Origin of the sequence: Pseudarthrobacter sp. NPDC055928, from assembly GCF_042270935.1 — a bacterium.
Taxonomy (GTDB): Bacteria; Actinomycetota; Actinomycetes; order Actinomycetales; family Micrococcaceae; genus Arthrobacter.
Window position 1 is genome coordinate 98,205 of the sequence record NZ_JBHJZH010000001.1, and the last position, 23,075, is coordinate 121,279.

Below are 23,075 nucleotides of genomic sequence, written 5' to 3' on the forward strand. Positions count from 1 at the left end.
CCTACCGTAACGGGTGGCTGTGACTGTTACGTTTCCGGCCACCTATTAACTAAGCATGCTGACTTTACCCCAAGCTGCAGGTAAGGCATCCGCGATCCGGCCGGACGTCAGTGGCCCGCCCCCGGACGCAGCGGCTCCAGCGCGGCCGTGCAGGCTCGCAGCCAGGGCGGCAATGGCAGCCCAGCGTTCGTCCGGATCGATGCCCGCATCACGGAAATGGCCGACGTCGGGCCCCAGCTGTGCGAGCAGCGCACCAATGATTCCGGCCAGGACATCGCCGCTGCCTGCGGAGGCAAGCCAGGGCGTGCCGTCCGCCTGGCTGTAGAAGTCCTGGAAGGGGGACGCCACCAGGGTGGTGGCGCCTTTGAGGAGGACAGTGGCCTCCGTAAGCCCCGCGGCCAGCCGGACGGCCCCAAGAGTGTTCGCCTCCACCGCGGCGCGCCCCGAGTATGGATGGTCAGCATCCAGCCGCTGCAGCAGGGACGCCAGTTCGCCGGCATGGGGCGTGAGGACCACCTGAGGGGCAAGGATCAGTGGCAGGCCGGGGAGGGCGCCGGCATCGGCGATAGTGGGCAGCCCCGAGTCCACGGCGTCACGCGCGCGCTGGAGCTGTTCGTGGTCATCCGGGCCCATTCCGGAGCCCACCAGCCAGGCCTGGACATGGGTGCTGGCCACCGATCCGGTGCCGCACACCACCTCGGGACAGGACTGCCGGACCAAGTGGGCCACCTCGGGCGGGCCGAGGTACCGCACCATGCCCACGCCCGCGGCCAGGGCACCCCGGCAGGCCAGTACGGCCGCTCCGGGATAGGTGGCGGATCCGGCCACCACGCCCAGGACGCCGCGCGAATATTTGTGGGATCGCCGGGCGGGCTGCGGGAGGAGCCGCGCCAGGTCGGCGGTTTCGAGCCGATGCAGGGCCGGCCATGGGAGCTGCTCTTCGATTCCGATCGGGATCACCTCAAGGCGGCCGGCGTGGTCCGCCCCGGGATCGGCCAGCAGCCCTGCTTTCGCGGCCCCGAAGGTGACGGTCAGGCCGGCGGACAGTACCGGGCCGTGGACCTCGCCGGTGTCGGCGTCAACCCCACTGGGCACGTCGCAGGCCACCACAAGGGGGGCGTGTTGGCCGGACAGCGCGGCCACCAGTGCCGCCGGCGTTCCGCGGAGCCCTCCTTGGGCGCCCGTCCCCAGGACAGCATCGATCACGACGTCGGCGCGCCCCGTTTCGGCGGTCAGCTGGCTAAGCGTCGCGTCGGTGAGCCAGTGGACGCGGCCGCCGGCACGCTCAAAAGCAGCCAGCGCCTCCGGGTGCGCCGAATCAGCGGTGAGTACCGCCGTCGTACGCATTCCCCGGGCTGCGAGGAAGGAAGCGGCGAAGAGACCGTCGCCGCCATTGTTTCCCTTGCCCGCCAGGACAGCCACGCTGGCTCCGTAGAGCCGCTGGCCCCGGGCCTGCAGCTCGCGGACCACCGCGTTGGCGAGGCCGTGCGAGGCGCGCTGCATGAGGGCAGCCCCCAGGCCTGAGGCCAGCAGTGGCTGTTCGGCTTCCCTGATCTGGGTTCCGGTGTAGGCGCTGATCATGGCGTCAGGTCCGCAGGCCCGTTGAGCCTTGAGGCTCTCAGCCTTCAGCCAGGACAGTGGCCGTGGCTATCCCGCCGTCGTGACTCATCGAGAGGTGCCAGCGCTTGACACCCTTGGACTCAGCCACCGCAAGCACAGTGCCCTTGACCTGGATGGTGGGCCCGTTCTGGTCCAGGCCGATCCAGCAGTCCTGCCAGTTCATGCCGGCCGGGGCGCCGAGGACCTTGGCCACAGCCTCCTTGGCTGCGAACCTCGCTGCCAGGGACCGGGTGTTCAGCTCCCGCTCCGCGGGGACAAACAACCGGTCCCGCAGCCCGGGGGTGCGTTCAAGCTGACGGCCGAACCGCTCGATGTCTACAACGTCTACGCCTATGCCAACAATCATGCGGCTTATTCTACGGTGACGCTCTTGGCCTCCCGGTGCGCCGTGCCCGGCATGCCGGGTCCTGAGCGGCACCGGGACCTGCGCAAATGCGTCACTTTTGGACCTCCCGCGCAGAGGGTACCCCGTGATTCCGGGCGGCCCCTGTTTGAGTACCGGTAATAGTTACGCAAACCCGTTAGGAACAGGCACGAACGCAGAACGCCCCGGGCAACTGGCCCGGGGCGTTCTGTGGGAATCAACCGACTTGCTGACGTTCAGCCTGCGGTTACTCTACGGTGACGCTCTTGGCCAGGTTGCGTGGCTGGTCTACGTCGTACCCCTTGGCCGAGGCGAGTTCCAGGGCGAAGATCTGCAGCGGAACCGTGGTGAGGAGGGGCATCAACAGCGTGGGCGTCTCCGGAACGTAGAAGACGTGCTCGGCGTAAGCCTTCACGGCCTCGTCGCCTTCTTCAGCCACAACCAGCGTGCGGGCACCCCGGGCGCGGACTTCCTGGATGTTGCTGACAACCTTGGCGTGCAGGGAATCACGGCCGCGCGGCGAGGGGACCACTACGAAGACCGGTTGGCCTTTGTCGATGAGGGCGATGGGGCCGTGCTTCAGCTCACCGGCGGCAAAACCCTCGGCGTGGATGTACGCGATTTCCTTGAGCTTGAGCGCGCCTTCCAAGGCAACCGGGTAACCCACGTGGCGTCCCAGGAACAGGACGGATTTCTCGTCCTTCATGCTGCGGGCCAGTTCGCGGAGCGGTCCTGAGTTGTCCAGGATGGTCTGGATCTTCGCGGGGATCTTGGACAGGTCTGCCAGGACGTCCTTGATCTGCCCGGAGAAGATGTTGCCACGCAGCTGCGCGAGGTACAGGCCGAGCAGGTAAGCGGCGGTGATCTGGGCCAGGAAAGCCTTCGTGGAGGCCACTGCAATTTCCGGACCCGCGTGGGTGTACAGCACAGCATCTGATTCGCGCGGGATAGTGGACCCGTTGGTGTTGCAGATCGAGATGGTCTTGGCGCCCTGCTCCCGGGCGTAGCGGACGGCCATCAGGGTGTCCATGGTTTCCCCGGACTGGCTGATCGAAACCACCAGCGTGTTGGCGTCCAGGATCGGATCGCGGTAGCGGAACTCGTGGGCAAGCTCCACTTCCGTGGGGATCCGGCACCAGTTCTCGATGGCGTACTTGGCCACGGTGCCGGCGTAGGCAGCGGTGCCGCAGGCCAGGACGATGATCTTGTTGACCTGTTTCAGCAGCTCGACGTCGATGCGGATTTCGTCCAGGGTCAACTTGCCGTTGATGTCCGAGCGGCCCAGCAGGGTCTGCGCCACGGCGTCGGGCTGGTCGTTGATCTCCTTCTCCATGAAGGAGCTGTAACCGCCCTTTTCAGCCGAGGCGGGGTCCCAGTCAACGTGGTATTCCTTGCCGGCGGCGAAGTTGCCGAAGAAATCGGTGATCTCCACGGTATCGGCGGTGATGGTGACGATCTGGTCCTGGCCCAGCTCCACCGCGCGGCGGGTGTAATCGATGAAGCCGGAGACGTCGGAACCAAGGAAGTTCTCGCCGTCGCCCAGGCCAACCACCAGCGGCGAGTTGCGGCGGGCGGCAACCACGACGTCCGGCTGGTCGGCGTGGACGGCAAGGAGCGTGAAGGCACCCTCGAGGCGCTGGCAGGCGAGCTGCATGGCCTTGGTCAGGCCGCCGTTGCTGGTATCGCCGTGAAGCTTGGTGCGGAAGATGTCACCAAGGAGTGCGGCGGCCACTTCGGTGTCCGTCTCGGAAGCGAAGGTGACGCCCTTAGCCAGCAGCTCCAGCTTGAGCTCGGCGAAGTTTTCGATGATGCCGTTGTGGATCAGGGCCAGCTTGCCGCCGTCCGACAGGTGCGGGTGGGCATTCTGGTCCGTCGGGCCGCCGTGAGTGGCCCAGCGCGTGTGGCCGATGCCGGTCAGCGTTTCCGGCAGCGGATGGGCCTGAAGCTCATCAAGGAGGTTGCTCAGCTTTCCGGACTTCTTGCGGGACGAGATGACGCCGTCTGCTACAACAGCCACTCCCGCGGAGTCGTAACCCCGGTACTCAAGGCGGCGCAATCCTTCGAGGACTACATCCAGCGCACTGTGACCGGCAATTCCCTGGCCAGTCGAACGGCCTACATATCCTACGATTCCACACATAAGCTCCAGCTTATCGGCAGCCGCAAGGAGATCCGTAACTGATAGGGCCCGGCAAGCCAGCTACGGGCGCCGACTGCATGGCCGTGGAAGCGGACGGCCGTGTCTTGCATTTCGCTCTCAGCCGCGTGAAGGGCAGAATCTCTAAAGTGACAGTGCAACGCAATGAAGCGAACGGCGAAGGTGTCTCCCCGTTCGTTGAGCTGGACCGGCAAACCTGGTCCCGGCTCGCAGCCCAGATGGAACAGCCTCTGAATGAGGAGGATATTGTCCGTCTGCGTGGCCTCGGCGATCCCCTGGATATGAAGGAGGTCCGCGAGGTCTATCTGCCGTTGTCCCGCCTCCTCCACCTGTATGTCGAAGCGGCCGGCCAGCTTCACGCCGCCACCACCACTTTCCTGGGCGAACAGACCCAGCGCACTCCTTTTGTCATCGGCGTCGCCGGCTCAGTCGCGGTAGGCAAGTCGACCATCGCCCGTGTACTCCGCGAGATGCTCCGGCGCTGGCCGGGGACGCCCAATGTGGAACTGATTACCACTGACGGGTTCCTCTACCCCCTGGCCGAGCTCAAGCGGCGCCAGCTGCTGGAGCGAAAGGGCTTCCCGGAGTCGTATGACCGGCGGGCGCTGTTGCGGTTCGTCAGCGAGATCAAGGGCGGCGCGGAGGAAGTCCGGGCTCCTTGGTACTCCCACGTCACGTACGACATCGTTCCGGACAAGGAAGTGGTGGTCCGCCGCCCGGACGTGCTCATCGTGGAGGGCCTGAACGTCCTCGCCCCGGCCCGCCCGCGCCACGACGGCCGCCAAGGGCTTGCCCTGAGCGACTTCTTCGACTTTTCGATCTATGTGGACGCCCCGACGTCCTACATCGAGGAGTGGTATGTGGAGCGGTTCCGCAAGCTCCAGAGCACGGCGTTCGCGCAGCCGGAATCCTACTTCCACCGGTATGCGACGCTCTCCGAAGCCGAGGCCGAGCGTACAGCCCGGGATATCTGGAAGCGCATCAACGAGCCCAACCTGGAGGAAAATGTCCTCCCGACGCGCGGCCGCGCGCAGCTGGTGCTGTCCAAGGACGCTGACCATTCCATCCGCCGTATGCTCCTGCGCAAGGTCTAGCACGCATGTGCCACGACTGTTCGGCTCTCGACGGCACGCCTGCGGCTGGCACGAGCCGGCGCAGCTTTGCCCGGTTCCTTGCAGCCGGTGCAGGGCTGACCGTACTGGCAGCCTGCACACCCGACGCACCCGCCCAGGTGCCGCCGTCGTCGTCCACCACCCTCCCTCCTGCAGCTTCCCCTTCGCCCGTCGCGGTTGCCACTTCTGAAAGTCCGACGGCGGCAGTTGAGCCAGTGCCGGAGGCGCCGGTTGCGCCCTCTCCGGCTGCCACACTCCCGCGGCAGTTCTCGCTGACCGATCCCGCCAGTCCCTGGCTGGTGGTCAACAAACACCGCCCTTTGGTTCCGGCCGAGTACATTCCCGCGGACCTGGTGCAGCCCAACGTCCGGGTCAGTGTGTCCGGGGAAGCCGCCCTTCTGAACAGCACGACGGCGGCAGCCGCGGAAGCAATGTTCGCTGCGGCTGCGCAGGACGGGGTCAGCATCACCCTGGCGAGCGGCTACCGTTCCTACAGCACGCAGGTGGCCACGTACAACGGGTACGTGGCGGCACGGGGGCAGGCCGACGCGGACACCGCCAGCGCGAGGCCTGGGTATTCAGAGCACCAAACGGGCTGGTCCTTCGACATCGGCGACGGCGGCGGGGCGTGCGGCTTCCAGCCCTGCTTCGCGGACCAACCGGCCGCGGTCTGGGTCAGGGCCAACGGCCACCGGTTCGGCTTCATCGTCAGGTATCCGTGGATGTTCCACCCGATCACCGGGTACTACTACGAGCCGTGGCACCTGCGGTACATCGGCGTCGAGGCCGCCACGGACATGGCCAACCGTGGCATCAGCACGCTGGAGGAGTACTTCGGTGTGGAGGCTGCGCCGGGGTATCCCTGAACCAGGTCGTTTGGTTCCCGACACGCGGCCACAAATTAACACTCCTGTCACCGGGGGCTAACCCGCCTGCGCTAGCTTGGATCCTATGCTCACCGGATTCAAGAATTTCATTATGAAGGGCAATGTCGTTGACCTTGCCGTCGCAGTAGTGATGGGCGCCGCCTTCGGCGCCGTCGTCACCTCGATTGTCGAAGGCCTGCTCACGCCACTGATCGGACGTCTGTTCAGTGCCAAGGGCATTGAGGAAATGCAGTGGGAGGGATTCATGTATGGATCCGTCATCTCCTCCATCATTTCCTTCCTCCTGATCGCCTCCGCCATCTACTTTGTGGTGGTCCTTCCGATGAACCACATGATTGAACGCCGCAACCGCCGGCTGGGAATCGATAAGGACGTTAAGGAAGAAGCGGCCGAAGACCCGCAGATCGCCCTGCTGACAGAGATCCGGGATTCGCTGCAGAGCCGGTCCAACTAGGTTTCTCCTACAACAAAGCGGCCCTTCCGGACGGAAGGGCCGCTTTGTTGTCTCTGGGATCAGTCTGTGACGAGTTCCAGTGCGAGCTCCGTGCGGACCACCTGTGCGAGGCGCTCGGCGATGGACTGTGCCGTCGCCTCGTCACCTGCCTCCACCATGACCCGGACCACGGGCTCAGTGCCTGAGGGGCGAAGCAGGACGCGTCCGGTATCGCCGAGTTCAGCCTCTGCGACGGCCACTGACGCCGCAAGGGTTTCAGAGCTGTGGACACGGGTCCGGTCCACGCCGCGGACGTTGATAAGGACCTGCGGGAGCTTGGTCATAACCGTGGCAAGCTGCTTGAGTGGACGGCCAGTCATGGCGATTTGGGCGGCTAGCTGCAAACCAGTAAGCACGCCGTCACCGGTGGTGGCGTGGTCGGCGAAGATCACGTGCCCGGACTGTTCGCCACCGAGGTTGTAACCGCCTTCGCGCATGCTTTCGAGGACGTACCGGTCCCCCACTGCTGTCTCGCGGATGCTGATGCCTGCTTCGCGGAGGGCAATCTTCAGGCCGAGGTTGCTCATGACCGTGGCCACCAAGACATCGTCCTTGAGCTTCCCAGCCGCCTTCAGTGCCACGGCGAGGATGGCCATGATCTGGTCGCCGTCTACTTCGTTGCCTTCATGGTCCACGGCAAGGCAGCGGTCGGCGTCGCCGTCGTGCGCGATACCCAGGTGCGCACCATGCTTCACCACGGCTTCCTTGAGCGGGCCAAGGTGCGTGGAGCCGACGCCGTCGTTGATGTTGTGGCCGTCGGGATCCGCGCCGATGACCACAACGTCCGCGCCGGCGTCCTTAAAGACCTGGGGCGAGCAGCCGCTGGCGGCGCCGTGCGCGCAGTCCAAGACCACCTTGATACCGTCCAAGCGGTGCGGCAGCGTGCGCAGCAGGTGCACGATGTAACGGTCCTCCGCATCGGAGAACCGCTGAATCCGGCCCACCTCGGCGCCTACGGGGCGAACCGGCTCGCTGTTCATCTGCGCCTCGATGGCATCCTCGACGTCGTCCGGGAGCTTCTGGCCGCCTCGGGCAAAGAACTTGATGCCATTGTCGGGCGCCGGGTTATGGGACGCGGAAATCATCACGCCGAAGTCGGCGTCCAGGTCAGCCACAAGGTAGGCCGCAGCCGGCGTCGGGAGCACGCCGGCATCGTAGACATCGATGCCGGAGCTGGAGAGCCCCGCCTCGACGGCTGCGGCGATGAACTCGCCGCTCGCACGCGGGTCCCGGGCTACGACGGCACGGGGCCGGCTGCCGTTTGTATTGCGGTCATGGCCCAGTACGACGGCGGCCGCCTGGGCCAGCTGCATCGCCAGCTCCGCTGTGAGCAGACCATTAGCCAGGCCCCGGACACCATCTGTTCCAAATAATCTAGACACCGGTCAAGTCTAGAGGATGGGGGCTCCGGGCCTGCCTACCTGCTGTCCAGCCCCCACTACCTGTCCGCCGGCCGGGCACGCCACGAGGACTACTTGGTTCTTCTGGGCTGTACCTGTCTTTGCCAAAAAGCCTCGCCCAGGGCCTTTCCGGCACCCTACGATTCCTTGCATGACACCTAGCTATGGGGGCTTGGCGCTCGAAATTGTAGTACCGGTTTTCAACGAGGAAGCCGTACTCGAAAACAGCATCTCAAGGCTCGCCGAATATCTGACGCTTGAAATGCCTTCGACATGGAAAATTACCATCGCCGACAATGCCAGCACGGATCGAACTCCGGCGATTGCAGCCCGACTCAGCGACAAATTCCCGAATGTGGGATACCGACGTCTTGAGGCTAAGGGGCGGGGGTTCGCCTTACGGGATGCTTGGAGCGCCTCGGAAGCGAAAGTCCTCGCCTACATGGACGTGGACCTTTCGACAGACCTCGCAGCGCTGCCTCCTCTGGTGGCTCCCCTGCTGTCGGGGCATTCCGATATTTCAATCGGAACGCGTCTCGGCCAAAGCTCGCGGGTAAGCCGCGGGCCGAAACGGGAATTCATTTCGCGGTCTTACAATCTTCTGCTTAGGCGCACAATGCAGGTACGGTTTTCCGATGCCCAGTGCGGATTCAAGGCGCTTCGCGCCGATGTCGCCCATCGCTTGCTCCCGCACGTGGAAGACAACGGCTGGTTCTTTGACACGGAATTGTTGATCATCGCCGAACGCTCAGGACTTCGCATTCACGAAATCCCCGTGGACTGGGTTGATGACCCGGACAGCCGCGTGGATGTTAAACAGACAGCCATGGACGACATCCGCGGGCTGGTCCGTGTCGCAGGGTCATTGGTGAAAGGATCTATACCTGTTCAAGCAATCTACGCGGAACTTGGGCGGCGACCGCTCGTGCCTCCTGTCAGGCCAAGCTATTTCGGCCAAGTGATCCGATTTGGCCTTGTTGGAGTGGTTTCGACTCTGGCCTTCGCGTTCCTCTTTTTGATTCTTCAGGGCCCTTTCGGTGCTCAAGAGGCCAACTTCCTGGCCCTGCTCCTGACGGCGGTGGGAAACACTTCGGCCAACCGGAAATTTACTTTCGGAATCAGCGGACCGGTGAAACTGTTTACCCAGCAATTCCAAGGGCTCGTTGTGTTCCTTCTGGCGTGGAGCATTACATCTTCGTCGCTACTCCTGCTTCATTCGGTAAGCGCCCACACCGACGCGAGCACTGAACTCCTGACGCTTACGGCGGCTAATGTCTTCGCAACTCTGATTCGATTTGCACTTCTCCGAGTCTGGGTGTTCCGCGTTCGCCGCCAGCACGGGCATGGCACCATTTTGTCGGCACAGGTATCCATTTGAGTGCCGAATCCATAGTGGTCGGCTCAACCCAAAGGAACATTGCGGCCAGACTGAAGCAGCAACGCCTTGGCTCATTCGCTGCGATCCTGAGGGATCCCCGGAACGCCCCAAGGATCGAACGAACTTTCCTGTTTGCCATCCTGGGGATCACGGCCATTCTCTATGCCTGGAATTTGGATAAGAATGGCTGGGCTAATCCTTACTATTCTGCTGCGGCGCAGGCCGGAGCCGCCGACTGGAAGGCTTGGTTCTTCGGTTCAGCAGATGCCGGAAACCTCGTCACTATCGACAAAACGCCCCTGAGCGTTTGGGTGATGGGTCTGTCTGTCAGAATCTTCGGACTTAGTTCATGGAGTATCCTGCTGCCGCAGGTGTGTATGGGCATCGCTACTACGTGGCTCATCTACAAGATCATCCGCACGAATCATAGCGCTGCTCCAGCGCTCTTCGGGGCAGCTGTTTATGCGTCTACTCCCGTAGTTGTGCTTATGTCCCGGTTCAACAACCCAGAGCCGCTCATGGGGCTGCTGGTGGTTGCCAGCGTCTATTGCACGGTCAAGGCCATAGGAAATGGCCGTTGGCGATGGTTCTTATTTGCCGGAGCGCTGTTGGGGTTCGCCGTTATGGCCAAGCAGGTTCAAGCCCTATTGGTCGTTCCGAGCTTGATCATAGGTGTTGCCGTCACAGGTTCAGGCTCGCTGAAGCGACGGGCGGCCCGCCTCGCCGGAGCGCTGGGGATGCTCCTGGTCACCGGCGGCTGGTGGATGGTTGCGGTCGAACTGACGCCCGCATCGCAACGTCCGTACGTTGGCGGATCAGCAGGGAACAGCGCCCTGCAACTTACTACGGGCTATAACGGACTCGCGCGGTTCGCGCAGTTTACGAACCAGGACGGAGTGGCCGTGCCCTCCGAATCCGCGTCTCTTTTCGGCACCTTCAAGGCCGGTCTCGCACGACTATTCAGTGCGGATTTCGCGCCAGAGGCCGCGTGGCTGCTATTTCCTTCTCTCGCGTGTGCCGTGGTCATACTGGTTCTGAAAGGCGCATCTGGGCCGCAGAGATACTCACCAACAGCCCTCATTGCTTCGACCTGGCTCCTGACAGTAGTCGCAGTCTTGACTATGGCCGGAACGATGGTTCATTCCTACTACACGTTCTCATTTGCAGCCCCAATGGCGGTGGTGCTTCCGCTCGGGCTTCTGCAGCTGTGGAACGCACGCGGCCGGCCCGTTTCCCGGCTCATGGGATCAGTTGTCATAGGGGCAACCGGCTATCTGGCAAGTCGGATCCTGGAGTACAGTCACAGCTGGCCCCCTGGATGGCAGCTGGCGGTACCCGCTACTGCTGTAGTCGCCGGCGTGCTGTGGTGGCTGCCAATAAACCGCAAGATCGCAATTCTTCTGCCCGTTGCAGCCTCGCTGCTCATTGGCCCAGCCATGACCAACCTGTACACGATCAACACACCGCAGGGCGGGACCAACCCGCTATCAGGGCCGTCCTCGGCGGTTGAGGGATCCTTGTCAAAACGCTTCGAAGCTGCACTGCGCGGCGAGGACCTTCGGAGTCTGCACTTGGCCTTCGGTGCCCCACCAAGTCCCGAGCTCGTACAACGACTGGGCGGCATCGACGGCCCTACAGTGACCTGGGCCGCTATGACCGTGACCGCGCAAAACGCGGCGCTATACCAGCTTGAATCCCGAAGACCGGTCGCGGCCCTGGGAGGATGGCTTGGGCTCGACCCCGCACCGACCTTGGACCAGTTCAAGAAACTTGCCGCCGAAGGCCGCATTGGGCTCTTCATCGACCAACCTGAGCTTCTACGGGAGCAGGCTATGGGAAGCGAGACCGAAAAGATCGTGGAGTGGATTCGCGCCCACTTCGTTGCCGTCGAAGTCGGAGAGCAAGTCGTTTATGACATGCGGTCCATCCCTTTGCCTTGACGATCCACTCGCTTTAAAAAGAGGAAGCCCGCCCCGCCGATGGCGGGACGGGCTTCCAAAAGCGGATTTAGCGCTTGGAGTACTGCTGAGCCTTACGGGCCTTCTTGAGACCGGCCTTCTTACGCTCGATGACGCGGGCGTCACGTGAGAGGTAACCGGCCTTCTTCAGCGTGGCGCGGTTGTTCTCGACGTCGATCTCGTTCAGTGAACGGGCGATGCCGAGACGCAGTGCGCCGGCCTGGCCGGAAATGCCACCGCCGTGGATGCGTGCAATGACGTCGTAGGCGCCTTCGAGATCCAGGATCTTGAAGGGCTCGTTGACGTCCTGCTGGTGCAGCTTGTTCGGGAAGTAGTTGTCCAGCGCGCGGCCATTGATGGTCCACTTGCCGGAACCCGGTACAACGCGGACACGGGCAACGGCTTCCTTGCGGCGGCCAACTGCTGCGCCGGCGACGGTCAGGGCCGGACGTTCCTTCTTCGGCGCAGCGGCGTCTGCAGCTGAGCTTTCAGAGGTGTAGCTGGTCAGGGTTTCCTCAGCCTCAACGGCTTCGGTGGTCTCTTCGTTCTGAGCCACGGTTCTCCTTGTATAGATAAGTTGTTTGGTGGCCAGGACTACTGGGCGACCTGGGTGATTTCGAAAGTCTTGGGCTGCTGGGCGGCGTGCGGGTGCTCTGCACCGCGGTAAACCTTCAGCTTGCCCAGCTGCTGGGCAGCGAGGGAGTTCTTGGGGAGCATGCCCTTGATGGCCTTCTCAACGGCGCGGACCGGGTTTGATTCCAGGAGTTCCGCGTAGTTGACGGAGGTCAGGCCGCCCGGGTAGCCGGAGTGGCGGTATGCGCGCTTCTGCTCCAGCTTGGCGCCGGTCAGGGCTACCTTCTCAGCGTTGATGATGATGACGAAGTCGCCCATGTCCATGTGGGATGCAAAGGTGGCCTTGTGCTTGCCGCGCAGCAGGATTGCGGTCTGGCTGGCAAGACGACCAAGGACAACGTCTGTGGCGTCAATGACGTGCCACTGGCGGTTGATATCGCCGGGCTTCGGGGTGTACGTACGCACGGTTTTTGCCTCGTTCTTGTTCTGGCGTTCTTGTTTAGGTGTCACTCAAGCGTGTGCACCTACTATCTATGCGCTACCGGAACAGAGGTGAGGGCTCCATGTAACCAGTCATCCTGAAGTCCCGAATGTGCTCGTTGAGTAGTTATCCTGCAACCGGATTCTCAAGCGGGCACGCATCATCGAGATAGGACACGCACAACGACTACCAATATTAGCTTGAAGCATGCTCCAGGGTCAAAATGGGATAGCCGGACGCTCATTCGCAGCCAGCCGGCCTGACACATGCAGGGGGACACTGTGATTTCTTTGGGCGAAACCGGTTCGACAGGTCCGCTGTTGGTGGCCGGCGCTGGGCTCCTGGGACTCATTCTCTCCCCCGTGGCGGACCGGCTCATTTTCCAGCTTCTTCCCCGACTCGGATCTCTTCCAGCCATCCGCACCAGGATCACAACGGCGATTGTCACGGGCCTCCTCTGCGCGGCCTTCGCTTTCCGGTTCGGGCTCGAACCCGGACTACCGGCTTTCATATTGCTAGCGGTTCTGGGTGCGCAGCTGGCCAGAATTGATATTTCGCTGCATTTGCTTCCGAACCCCTTGGTTTTAGCACTCTTATTAGGCGGGTTCCTTGGCCTTATTGCGGCCGCAGTGGGCAGAGAAGAGTGGAGTGACTTGGTTCGCGCTGCGGCCGGCGCGGCAGTCCTGTTCGTCACCTACATGTTTTTGGCCCTAATTTCGCCAAACGGCATGGGAATGGGCGACGTCAAGTTCGCAGCGCCGGTGGGCCTCTACTTGGGATACCTAGGCTGGGGTCAACTGCTGTACGGCGGCCTAGCCGGCTTCATCCTGAACGGGATGGTCACATTTCTGCTGGTACACAGGAACCGCTCGAAACGTCCGTCTGAAGTGCCACACGGCCCTTCGATGCTTGCCGCCACGGCAGGCGTAGCGCTGTTCATGTTCTAGTTGCGAATCCTGGACACCCTACGCCGTAGTGGCAGCTGCGCCGGCGCATCTAAGTAGTCAGCCGGCACGGGCCTCTTTCTGTGCGAGTACTCGCGGTCACTTTCCGAGTACGCAATGAAAACGCCTCCAATAAAGTCGAGTACCGCTACGCATTGTTGCGGTAAAACGTCAGTGCCAATCTTTTCTTAGCGAAGTCCAGCCGCTAAGGAATTATGGGGGCAGCTGGAAATTCGTTGAAAGTATCCAAATCCATTTCATCGAATTAAGGAAATTAAAATGACTTCTCTCATGGTCTCTATGACTGCTTTCATCGCCGGCATCAAGGATCGTCTCTCCTCCGAAAAGGGTGCGACAGCCACAGAATACTCGCTGCTTATCGCGTTTGTGGCCTTTGCCATCATCGTCGGTGCAGCGCTCTTTGGCCAGGCGCTCAGTGACTGGTTCTCCGACCTCGGTGTTGAGGTTGGCACCTGGGTCACCGCAGCACCTTAGTCGCCACAATCGTCAGAGCAGATCATGTGCCGCGTCCGCACAACGCGGGCGCGGCACAGTTCTCTCTTCTTTCTTCACCCTTACCGGCTGCAAGATCACAGGGGGACCCATTGAAACGCAGCGTATCCCGTGCCGAAGAGCGTAACCGCGGCGCCGTTGCTGTCGAGTTTGCACTCGTAGCACCAATTCTCCTGGCTCTCATTGCCGGCATCGTCGAATTTTCGCATGCCTTCAATCTTCAAATTTCCGTCACGCAGGCGGCTCGGGAAGCGGCCCGGACAATGGCCATCACCAACGATCAGGATGAAGCCGAGCTTGCAGCGGCACATGGGGCTCCCGGTCTGGAGACCGACACCTTCGCCTACACGTTCACTCCCACGGCTTGTGTAGCCGACGGAACTGTCACCGTGGAAATTTCATATACCGCAGACACCCTGACCGGCATATTTGGCAGCGGTGTCACCTTAGTTGGAGTAGGAGCAATGCGATGCGGTGGCTGACTAAAACGAAGCCTGAATCTGAACGTGGCGCCGCCGGCGTCCTGGTGGGGGTCCTCATGCTGGTGCTCATAGGTGCCGGCGCCATAGCAGTTGATACCGGCCAGATCTACGCCGAAAGGGCCCAGTTGCAAAACGGCGCGGACTCAGGGGCCATAGCTGTCATGCAGGCCTGTCACGAGACAGGTTGTACTCAGGATGAAGCCGAAGACATCGCTGGGGATCTTGCGGACAGCAACTCCAACGATGGATCATCCACGGTATTTGAAGTCGACATGTCCGTCGACGACGAGGTCACCGTCAGGACAACTACGCGGGACGGGACAAGCGGCGCCGGATTCCTCCGGCAGATGTTCTCGGCAGCTCTGGGGGCACCGCCTGCAACTGTGGGAGCGCACGCCACAGCAGGCCTCGAATTTCCCTCAGGTGGCTCGGCATTTCCATTGGCGATTTCTGATTGTCAGTACGACTTGTCTGGTTCAGAGCCGAGTGGTGACGTTCAGCTAATCAAGTACAAGCCAGGCATGAGCGACTGCACGTCCACGGCGGGCCACACCATCCCAGGTGGGTTTGGCTGGCTCGAGCAGACAGACTCAGCCTGCCATGCCGCCACGGACATCGACGACAACGCAGACTCTGACACTGGCGCAGATTACCCGAGTACGGCCGCGTGCGACGCAATCATTCAATCCTGGAAGGACACGATCAATGGCGGGGGGACGGTAATGGGGACCTTCCCGGTCTACGACAACGCGGGGGGCACCGGGGCCGGCGGTTGGTTCCACATCCGCGGTTACGCGACCTTCAACATTCAAGGGTGGAAATTCGGTGGCGGTAACACCGAGCCGAGGACCTTCCACAACAAAGCACCGCATGTGACGGACCCCGCGGACTCATGCACGGATCCGTGTCGCGGCATCATCGGACAATTCGTCAAATTTGTATCCATCGATTCCGGCGGTGGCCTTCCCGGAGTCGGGGTCGACCTGGGAACCTCCAAAATCCGGCTCATCAACTAGTAAAGGCAACATCCATTTTCTAAGGGGAATAAATTGAAAACACGCCTACTGGGAGGCATTGCCGCACTGCTTGTGGCAATCATAGGAACGGTCATGCTGGTTATGTACGTTCAGAACGCGGACAAACGGGCCTTGGCAGATACCGAGACTGAGACGGTCTACATCGTCGAAGAACCTGTGGATGCCGGCACCAGCGCCGACAAGTTGGCCGCGTCGGTAGCTCAGAAAGAAGTGCCGAAATTGGCGCTGGCTTCGGACACCGTAACTAATCTGGAAGATCTTGGGGACAAAGTAACAGCAGTCCCCCTTGTGCCAGGGGAGCAGTTGCTGTCCTCCCGCATGGTAGATGCCAATTCTCTGCTCGGCCCCTCAAGGGTCCGGGTTCCCGAAGGAATGCAGGAGATCACCCTCAAGCTGCCCATTGAGCGAGTGGTCGGCGGCATACTTAAAGCAGGCGACACCGCCGGAGTATTTATCTCCCTTGAAGATGCCACAACCAATGCTGCCACCGGCGAGGTAGTCAGCGAGTCCAGCGGCACGCAGCTAACCTTCCACAAGGTACTCGTTACGGCCGCGCAGTACAGCAACGGCACTGCAGCGAAGTCGGAATCCACCTCAACCACTGCAGCTGACGGGGCTGCGCCGGCCAAGAAGGAAGCAACAGGCGACGGAACCTACCTGATAACGATCGCCCGCAACTCTGCAGACGCCGAACGGATCATTTTTGCGACAGAGTTCGGCAGCATCTACCTTTCTAAAGAACCTGGCAACGCCGACGAAGGCACCGTTGGTGTCGTAGACAAGACCAGGTTGTTCCGATGAGCCGCTTCGTACTCATTACACCGAATGGTGACTTCGACCAAAGAGTCCGTCTCGCCACGTCGGGGATGCACGGCTCACTTCAGACATTCCAGGCAGACTATCTTCCGGAAGGTCCGCAGGACTTCTTGCGTCAGCTTGTCGGGGAGCCACCCGAGGTACTGATACTCGGACCCGGGCTGCCCGTAGACGACTCCCTGAAGCTTGCTTCGGTCATGGACCTGCAGTTCCCGGAAATCAGCGTGGTATTGGTCGTACCCGAAACGTCCGAAGTGGTCATCAAGGCCATGCGCTCCGGGGTCCGCGACCTGCTCGATCCCGCTGCCGATCCGGATGCCATCCGCGTCATGCTGGAACGGGCAAGCCTTGCTGCGGCAGGCCGCCGCCGTGGCCTCGCACCTGGCACCTCTGAACACGCCGACCACGGAGAGGGTGGCCGCATTATCGCCGTGATGTCCCCAAAGGGCGGCGTTGGCAAGACTACGGTCGCTACCAACCTTGCGGTTGGCCTTGCTAAGGCAGCGCCGATGAGTGTTGTTATCGTCGACCTCGATCTCCAGTTTGGCGATGTTGCCAGCGGGCTGATGCTTGAGCCCGAACACACCATCACGGATGCGGTGGTGGGAGCGGCCAGCCAGGACTCCATGGTCCTGAAGACCTATCTCACCGTTCATCCTGCCGGCGTCTACGCGTTGTGTGCCCCGCGCAATCCAGTGGAGATGGACAAGATCACCGCGGAACACGTCTCGCGCCTGCTCACTCAACTCCGGGAGGAGTTCCACTACATCATCGTGGACACGGCACCCGGCCTGGGCGAACACGTACTGGCAACGCTTGAGCACGCCACCGACGCGGTGTGGATATGCGGAATGGATATTCCAAGCATCCGGGGACTCCGCACGGGGTTTCAGATCCTCAACGAACTGAACCTTATGCCGGCACAGCGCCACGTTGTACTGAACATGGCTGATCGTCGCGGCGGACTGACCCTCCAAGACGTAGAGGCGACTATTGGGGCCCCCGTGGATGTGGTCCTGCCACGCTCCAAGTCGCTGCCTTACTCCACGAACAAGGGAATCCCGGTCCTTCAGGACGGCAGCCGTGATCCGGCGGCAAAGGGACTCCGCAAGCTGGTGGACCGGTTCAAACCCGATTGGGAAGCTCGAACGCACAAGCAACTGCACAGAAGGGCGGTAGTACAGTGAGCCTCACTGACCGGTTCCAGCAACTCCGCGGCGAGGCCAAGCCCCTCGCCAAGGAGTCCAAGCAGTCCAACCCCTATGCAGACGCCTTTCAGGCAGCATCAGCGCCGACCACCCTGGGCAAGATCCAGGAGGCTAAGACAGCCGAAGCTGCCGCGAGTGCGGTTGTCGCCCTGGATATGCCTCAAACTGCAGCGGTGGCCAGCGAAGCCCTGAGCGCGCTCAAGGAACGAGCCAGCCAAGCACTCTATGAGCGGCTTGGTTCCCGGATCACTGACTCGTCCCTGGAAGAGGCCGAGCTTCATCAGTTTGTGCGCGATGAGTTGAAAATTGTCGTGGACGAGGAGCAGGTACCGCTCTCAGGTGCGGAACGGCAGAGGCTGATCCGGGAGATCATCGACGACGTTCTCGGTCATGGACCTATCCAGCGGTTCCTTGACGATCCCTCCATCACGGAAGTAATGGTCAACCGGTTCGACCAGGTGTATGTGGAACGCCAAGGCCGCCTTTTTATGACTGACACGAAGTTCAGTTCGGACGATGCCCTACGCAGGGTCATCGAGCGGATCGTCTCCAAGGTCGGCCGACGGATCGACGAATCGTCCCCCCTTGTCGATGCCCGCCTTGCTGACGGGTCGCGCGTCAACGCCATCATCCCCCCGCTTGCCGTCAATGGGCCCGCACTCACCATCAGGAAGTTCGGCAGGGACCCCCTGACTGTGAATAATCTGATCGCGCTGGGCAGCCTGTCCCCCGAGATGGCTGAGCTTCTCAAGGCTTGCGTTCTTGCGAGGATGAATATCATCGTTTCCGGCGGAACTGGCACCGGTAAAACGACGTTGCTCAATGTTTTGTCCTCATTCATTCCGGAAGATGACCGAATCGTCACCATCGAGGACGCAGTTGAACTCCAGCTCCAGCAGGACCACGTGGTTCGTCTGGAGAGCCGGCCTCAAAACATTGAAGGAAAGGGCGCCGTATCCATCCGGGACCTCGTGCGGAACTCGCTCCGTATGCGGCCCGATCGGATCGTGGTAGGTGAAGTCCGCGGTGGCGAATGTCTGGACATGCTTCAGGCCATGAACACCGGTCACGACGGGTCCATCTCGACAGTGCACGCCAACACACCCCGCGACGCCATCGCAAGGCTGGAAACGTTGGTACTCATGGCAGGCATGGACATTCCGCTCCGTGCCGTTCGTGAGCAGGTTGCATCCGCCATCAACCTCATAGTCCACATCTCGCGGCTCCGTGATGGCACCCGTAGGGTCACACACATCACCGAGGTTCAGGGAATGGAAGGAGACGTGGTCACCCTCCAGGATGCCTTCGTTTTCGACTATTCCGCCGGGGTGGACGCCAACGGCCGGTTCTTGGGCAAACCGGTGCCAACAGGAGTGCGACCGCGTTTCACAGATCGATTTGTCGAACTGGGAATACCGATTTCTCCATCAGTGTTCGGCGCCCCGATAACTGGCGGCTCTCAGATGAGGGGGCGGTAACGATGCCGCAGGAGGTCTCCCCCGCAATATTCGTGGTTGGGCTGTTTCTCGTCTATGTCGCCGTTCTGCTGTTGGGGTGGGTTGCATTCAAGAACACTGCAGCCATACCCCTGTCACGACGTCGGCCGGACATGATCCAGCATTCCTCAGGGCTTTCCCGGCTGACGGACCACGCAGTAGGTGCCCTAAATAAGAGCGTCAAGGACAGGGGCAACCGGGTCCTCAGCCGCGACCGTCTGGACGAGTGCGGGCTCAAGAAGGAGCCGGGCGATTACCTCCTGATGGCAGGCGTGGCCACACTCCTGGCGGGCGTGATTGGGTTCTTCCTTGGTGGACTGGCCCCTGCCTTTCTCCTCACGCTCCTAACCCCCGTTGGACTCCACCTCACCTTAAACCTGTTGGCTGCTCGACGGCGGCACCAATTCGATGATCAGGTTCCAGACACGCTCCAGATGTTGGCTGGCGGTCTGCGCGCCGGACACAGCCTGCTCCGTGCGGTGGATGCGGCCGCGCAGGAGAGCCAACCGCCTATGTCCGAAGAGCTCAGCCGGATTTTGAACGAAACACGGATCGGGCGGGATCTTGGAGAATCGCTTGCAGATGTTGCTCGGCGAACTCAGAGCGAAGACTTTGCGGCGATAGCCCAGGCCATCGAAATCCACCGGGAAGTGGGCGGGGACTTGGCCGAAGTGCTTGACCACCTGGGTGACACAGTCAGGGACCGGAATCAGGTTCGGGGCCAGATTCGGGCCCTGAGCGCGGAAGGCCGAATGTCCGCCCTCGTCCTGATGTCGCTTCCGGTGCTGATGTTTTTTGGACTGACTATGTTCAACGACCTGTACTCCAGAACCTTCTACACCACTCTCCCCGGCTATGCCATGATCGCCGCCGGCATTGTCCTCCTGACCATCGGGGGCCTCTGGCTCAAGAGCCTCGTCAAGCCCAAGTTCTAGAAAGCAGGTGATTACAAAATGCAAGTGATCGCATACGCCGGAATTCTCGCCATTGTGGCACCGGTAACAATCATGACTTTCCTGGTGTTCACCGGTGACCGGGCGGGGCTACGCAATATCCAAGCCAATCTCGGCCTGGTATCAAAAGCAAAGCGCCAAAGCCTTGGCATCAATGGAACACTGACCGAACTCGGGCAGAGGCTGACACCGAAAGGCTATGCCGGATGGTTGGACAAGCAACTGGCTGGAGCGGGCCGTCCCAAAGAGTGGCCGCTGGCTAGGATCATCATGATCAAGCCAATGCTTGCCCTTGCGGGCGCTGTACTCGGCTACTTGTTCTTCCTGACGTCCCCGACACCTCAAAATTTCCTGATCATGGTCGGCGTAACGACGTTGGCGTACTTCGTGCCGGACATCCTTGTCAAAAACAGAGCGCAGAAGCGGCGGGAAGCGATCCGCATTGAACTGCCGAACGCGTTGGACCAGATGCTTATCGCCGTTCAAGCTGGACTGGGTTTCGAAATGTCGATGGGACGGGCCGGCAATAACGGCAGCGGCCCTTTGGCTGAGGAGCTGATCCGGACGCTTCAGGATATCCAAGTGGGACGTTCCCGCAAGGACGCCTATTTGGCGATGGCGGAACGTGTCGATGTGCCAGACGTCCGTAGTTTTATCCGGGCAGTCGTGCAGGCTGACGCTTATGGTGTGGCGATAGCGGGCGTACTCAAGGCCCAAGCGTCGGACATGCGCATTAAACGGAAACAGCGTGCAGAGGAGCATGCAATGAAAATGCCCGTCAAGATGCTTTTTCCACTGATCTTTTTCATTTTGCCGACGCTGTTCATTGTGGTTCTTGGACCCTCTGTAATAAGCATCATGGAATTGTTCTCGGGGGGCACGCTGTGACTCGAAGCTCAGCCAACCGTGGACTAACAGCTCCAGCATGGGTGCGACGGCTCGCCGATGAAAAGGGAGCCACCGCGACCGAGTACGGCATCCTATTGTCGTTCATCGTGCTAATCACCATGGGCTCGATTACGGTCCTGGGCCTTGAGGTGATGGGTTGGTACGACGAACTGACTGCCTACCTAAAACTCGTACTGGGGATTCCCTGATACTCGACGCGCATGCCGCGTCATCACGCATGACGTAGCTCAAGCCCCACCCGCGCCCTCACCCGGCGCCCCAAGAACCGGACCCCCTCGGCGCCCAGAACCGAGGGGGTCCGCTTGCGTGCCCGGGCTGTCCCAATTCCAAGCTTCAACGCAGTGCCAGCGAAGGAAACGCGCAGGAAGAGAGCATGTTGGGAAGGCTTAGCACAGGATGCTGCAAATTCCCGTCAACGGACCATCAAGCGTTGCTATGTTCTTGTCAGAGCTGGTGCTGGACCAGCTTTCCCCCACTCGCTCAGGAGTCTCAAATGCTTTCTCTTTACACCAACCTCGCCGTCCGTCTTCACCGCGACGAAAAGGGCGCCACGGCCGTCGAATACGGCATCATGGTTGGCCTCATCGCCGTCGTCATCATTGTTGCCGTCACTCTGCTGGGCGGGACGCTGAATGAAATGTTCGTTCAGGTCCAGTGCTCCATCAGCGGCGGCACCTTCACCGCCAGTGCTCCAGCGGTCGGCACGACGCCGGCAGTGGCAGCCAGCTGCGCCCCGTAACTATCGACTAAGAGTCCCTGATCTGCAGCGCGAGCATCAGGTCCCTTGGTGGCGGCGGTCTCCAGCCGCCGCCACCTTGTGTTTTTGGACACCCATCTTTCGGAAAGGCGACACCCATGCCCAGGGCATCCGAGCGCGGCGCCGTGGCTGTCGAGTTCGCCATCCTGGCACCATTCCTCATCATGATCCTGCTGGGCATCATGGAGTTCGGCCGAGCATACAACGCGCAGATCTCCCTGACCAACGCGGCCCGTGAGGGCGTGCGGGTCATGGCAGTTACCAACAACCAAGCCTCAGCCCGGACAGCCGCAAAGAACGCTGCCGTTTCCCTCAACCCCGGCCTTACTGATGCCAACATCACCTTCAGTGCCACCAACGGGACCCAACTTTGCACCGCAACACACCAAATGACGGTTACCGTGACCTACACGCTCAGCACCCTGACCGGAATTGCTGGACCATTCGCCATGACAGGCAGAGGAGTGATGTTGTGCGGCGGCTGAAATTACGGCAGGACGGCGAATCTGGCGGCATCAGCGTGCTTGTGGCCCTTTCCATGGTGGTGCTCCTGGGGTTCACTGCCATCGCTGTGGATGTTGGGATGCTCTATTCCGAGAAGGCACAGCTCCAGAACGGCGCCGACGCCGCGGCCCTGGCAGTGGCCCAGAAATGCGCTAGGAGCGAAGCCGACCCATACTGCACCGCTACTTCCGCCCTGGCGACCTCCGTTGTGAACGGCAACGCCCTGGATGGCAAAAGCAACGTAAAGTCCCTTGCACTGGACCTGGCGAACCGCCGGGTCAACGTGATTGCCGGAGCCCAACAACAGGGCGAGGAACCCAACAAGGTTACGCTGCTCTTCGCGAACGCCCTGGGTATTTCCAGTGCGGAAGTCAGCGCACGCGCTAGCGTCCAGTGGGGAACCCCGGTGAAGGGTCCAGCGCCGTTCCCCATCACGGTTTCCATATGCCAGGTTCGCAACAGCGCTGGCACCATGCAACTGCTCCAGCTCCACGGTAAAAATGCCAACCCAGATTGCCTCTACGGGCCATCAGGGGCCGCAGTGGAAGGCGGCTTCGGCGGGCTCCAGCAGGATCCCGCCGGGTGCGGCGCTCTCATTGACATCGCCGCCAGCACGGCGGGCGGGGATCCCGGCAACAACGCCCCTCCTCGTTGCGAGGCCACGCTGAACTCCTGGGCGGCAGACATGAACGCAGGCAAGGACGTCATCCTGTTGCTACCCATCTTCAATTCTGTCACCGGAACCGGAACCGGCGCCGTCTACGGGCTGACTACCTTCGCCGCCTTCAAGGTGGCCGGATGGAAGGTAGGCAACACCGGGCTTCCCAACACATTCCGCAACAGATTTCCGGACGTCCCTGCCGCCCTTGAATGCCGGGAGCCATGCCGCGGGATCATCGGTTCCTTCGTCGAATACGTTTCTCTGGCGGACGGTTACACCCTGGGACCCATCAATCCGGACGGCGCCAGAGTCGTCGAGATCAGCGGTTAGTTTATGAAACACGAAGATCCCGAACCACACAGGAGCAGTCA

The 23,075-nt window shown here is 61.5% G+C and carries 24 protein-coding genes; 18 read left to right on the forward strand and 6 right to left on the reverse strand.

Annotation, left to right across the window (positions count from 1 at the left end; translation table 11 throughout):
- Positions 1 to 45: 45 nt before the first annotated feature.
- From ACFC25_RS00420 to glmS, 3 genes are all read right to left on the reverse strand, one after another.
- Positions 46 to 1,581, reverse strand: a complete 1,536-nt coding sequence (locus ACFC25_RS00420) for an NAD(P)H-hydrate epimerase (protein WP_376043106.1) — start codon at positions 1,579 to 1,581, stop codon at positions 46 to 48.
- A gap of 37 nt (positions 1,582 to 1,618) precedes the next feature.
- Entirely contained in the window at positions 1,619 to 1,966 is a 348-nt protein-coding gene (locus tag ACFC25_RS00425; RefSeq protein ID WP_011692749.1) for a holo-ACP synthase, read from the reverse strand.
- A gap of 265 nt (positions 1,967 to 2,231) precedes the next feature.
- Positions 2,232 to 4,124 carry a glutamine--fructose-6-phosphate transaminase (isomerizing) gene (gene glmS, locus ACFC25_RS00430; RefSeq protein WP_337346910.1) on the reverse strand — a complete coding sequence of 631 codons (1,893 nt, stop codon included), beginning with the start codon at positions 4,122 to 4,124 and terminating at the stop codon, positions 2,232 to 2,234.
- Between the two features lie 146 nt (positions 4,125 to 4,270).
- On the opposite strand from glmS, the gene coaA reads away from it, so the two are divergent.
- The 3 genes from coaA to mscL all read left to right on the forward strand — a co-directional run bounded on the left by coaA (position 4,271) and on the right by mscL (position 6,595).
- Positions 4,271 to 5,236 carry a type I pantothenate kinase gene (coaA, locus tag ACFC25_RS00435; protein WP_337346909.1) on the forward strand — a complete coding sequence of 322 codons (966 nt, stop codon included), beginning with the start codon at positions 4,271 to 4,273 and terminating at the stop codon, positions 5,234 to 5,236.
- Positions 5,237 to 5,241: 5 nt separating this feature from the next.
- Positions 5,242 to 6,120, forward strand: coding sequence for a D-alanyl-D-alanine carboxypeptidase family protein (locus ACFC25_RS00440; RefSeq protein WP_376043110.1), 879 nt, complete (start codon positions 5,242 to 5,244; stop codon positions 6,118 to 6,120).
- Positions 6,121 to 6,205: 85 nt separating this feature from the next.
- Entirely contained in the window at positions 6,206 to 6,595 is a 390-nt protein-coding gene (gene mscL / locus ACFC25_RS00445) for a large conductance mechanosensitive channel protein MscL (protein ID WP_337346907.1), read from the forward strand.
- Between the two features lie 59 nt (positions 6,596 to 6,654).
- Here the strand turns inward: mscL and glmM are convergent, their stop codons facing one another.
- Positions 6,655 to 8,016 (reverse strand): phosphoglucosamine mutase, encoded by a 1,362-nt coding sequence (gene glmM / locus ACFC25_RS00450; RefSeq protein WP_376043112.1) that lies wholly within the window; start codon positions 8,014 to 8,016, stop codon positions 6,655 to 6,657.
- A 169-nt stretch (positions 8,017 to 8,185) separates the two neighbouring features.
- On the opposite strand from glmM, the gene ACFC25_RS00455 reads away from it, so the two are divergent.
- Entirely contained in the window at positions 8,186 to 9,412 is a 1,227-nt protein-coding gene (locus tag ACFC25_RS00455) for a glycosyltransferase (RefSeq protein WP_376043115.1), read from the forward strand.
- Positions 9,409 to 11,352 carry a glycosyltransferase family 39 protein gene (locus ACFC25_RS00460; protein ID WP_376043118.1) on the forward strand — a complete coding sequence of 648 codons (1,944 nt, stop codon included), beginning with the start codon at positions 9,409 to 9,411 and terminating at the stop codon, positions 11,350 to 11,352. The genes ACFC25_RS00455 and ACFC25_RS00460 overlap by 4 nt, the downstream gene beginning before the upstream one ends.
- A gap of 67 nt (positions 11,353 to 11,419) precedes the next feature.
- Here the strand turns inward: ACFC25_RS00460 and rpsI are convergent, their stop codons facing one another.
- Positions 11,420 to 11,926, reverse strand: a complete 507-nt coding sequence (gene rpsI, locus ACFC25_RS00465; RefSeq protein ID WP_050684362.1) for a 30S ribosomal protein S9 — start codon at positions 11,924 to 11,926, stop codon at positions 11,420 to 11,422.
- A gap of 38 nt (positions 11,927 to 11,964) precedes the next feature.
- A complete protein-coding gene (rplM, locus tag ACFC25_RS00470) occupies positions 11,965 to 12,408 on the reverse strand; it encodes a 50S ribosomal protein L13 (RefSeq protein ID WP_015937805.1) in 444 nt (147 codons plus the stop codon).
- Positions 12,409 to 12,705: 297 nt separating this feature from the next.
- Here rplM and ACFC25_RS00475 point away from each other — a divergent pair, with 297 nt between their 5' ends.
- The 13 genes from ACFC25_RS00475 (at position 12,706) to ACFC25_RS00535 (ending at position 23,034) form a co-directional block, all read left to right on the forward strand.
- The gene (locus ACFC25_RS00475; protein ID WP_376043121.1) at positions 12,706 to 13,371 is read left to right on the forward strand and encodes a prepilin peptidase; all 666 of its coding nucleotides are present in this window, start codon (positions 12,706 to 12,708) and stop codon (positions 13,369 to 13,371) included.
- Between the two features lie 276 nt (positions 13,372 to 13,647).
- A complete protein-coding gene (locus ACFC25_RS00480; protein WP_376043123.1) occupies positions 13,648 to 13,863 on the forward strand; it encodes a Flp family type IVb pilin in 216 nt (71 codons plus the stop codon).
- A 110-nt stretch (positions 13,864 to 13,973) separates the two neighbouring features.
- On the forward strand, positions 13,974 to 14,363 hold the full coding sequence (locus ACFC25_RS00485) for a TadE/TadG family type IV pilus assembly protein (protein ID WP_376043125.1): 390 nt from the start codon (positions 13,974 to 13,976) through the stop codon (positions 14,361 to 14,363).
- Complete coding sequence (locus ACFC25_RS00490) at positions 14,351 to 15,379, forward strand: pilus assembly protein TadG-related protein (RefSeq protein WP_376043128.1); 1,029 nt, start codon at positions 14,351 to 14,353, stop codon at positions 15,377 to 15,379. Before ACFC25_RS00485 ends, ACFC25_RS00490 begins: the two co-directional genes overlap by 13 nt.
- Positions 15,380 to 15,472: 93 nt before the next feature.
- Entirely contained in the window at positions 15,473 to 16,201 is a 729-nt protein-coding gene (locus tag ACFC25_RS00495) for a Flp pilus assembly protein CpaB (protein WP_376043130.1), read from the forward strand.
- On the forward strand, positions 16,198 to 17,403 hold the full coding sequence (locus ACFC25_RS00500) for a CpaE family protein (RefSeq protein ID WP_376043133.1): 1,206 nt from the start codon (positions 16,198 to 16,200) through the stop codon (positions 17,401 to 17,403). Before ACFC25_RS00495 ends, ACFC25_RS00500 begins: the two co-directional genes overlap by 4 nt.
- The gene (locus tag ACFC25_RS00505; protein ID WP_376043136.1) at positions 17,400 to 18,902 is read left to right on the forward strand and encodes a CpaF family protein; all 1,503 of its coding nucleotides are present in this window, start codon (positions 17,400 to 17,402) and stop codon (positions 18,900 to 18,902) included. Before ACFC25_RS00500 ends, ACFC25_RS00505 begins: the two co-directional genes overlap by 4 nt.
- A 2-nt stretch (positions 18,903 to 18,904) precedes the next feature.
- The gene (locus ACFC25_RS00510; RefSeq protein WP_376043138.1) at positions 18,905 to 19,855 is read left to right on the forward strand and encodes a type II secretion system F family protein; all 951 of its coding nucleotides are present in this window, start codon (positions 18,905 to 18,907) and stop codon (positions 19,853 to 19,855) included.
- 18 nt (positions 19,856 to 19,873) lie between these two features.
- Complete coding sequence (locus ACFC25_RS00515) at positions 19,874 to 20,761, forward strand: type II secretion system F family protein (protein ID WP_376043140.1); 888 nt, start codon at positions 19,874 to 19,876, stop codon at positions 20,759 to 20,761.
- Positions 20,758 to 20,970, forward strand: a complete 213-nt coding sequence (locus ACFC25_RS00520) for a Flp family type IVb pilin (protein ID WP_376043143.1) — start codon at positions 20,758 to 20,760, stop codon at positions 20,968 to 20,970. Before ACFC25_RS00515 ends, ACFC25_RS00520 begins: the two co-directional genes overlap by 4 nt.
- 305 nt (positions 20,971 to 21,275) lie before the next feature.
- The gene (locus ACFC25_RS00525) at positions 21,276 to 21,521 is read left to right on the forward strand and encodes a Flp family type IVb pilin (protein WP_376043146.1); all 246 of its coding nucleotides are present in this window, start codon (positions 21,276 to 21,278) and stop codon (positions 21,519 to 21,521) included.
- Positions 21,522 to 21,637: 116 nt separating this feature from the next.
- Complete coding sequence (locus tag ACFC25_RS00530) at positions 21,638 to 22,024, forward strand: TadE/TadG family type IV pilus assembly protein (RefSeq protein ID WP_337346891.1); 387 nt, start codon at positions 21,638 to 21,640, stop codon at positions 22,022 to 22,024.
- Entirely contained in the window at positions 22,012 to 23,034 is a 1,023-nt protein-coding gene (locus ACFC25_RS00535) for a pilus assembly protein TadG-related protein (protein WP_376043149.1), read from the forward strand. Before ACFC25_RS00530 ends, ACFC25_RS00535 begins: the two co-directional genes overlap by 13 nt.
- Positions 23,035 to 23,075: the final 41 nt, after the last annotated feature.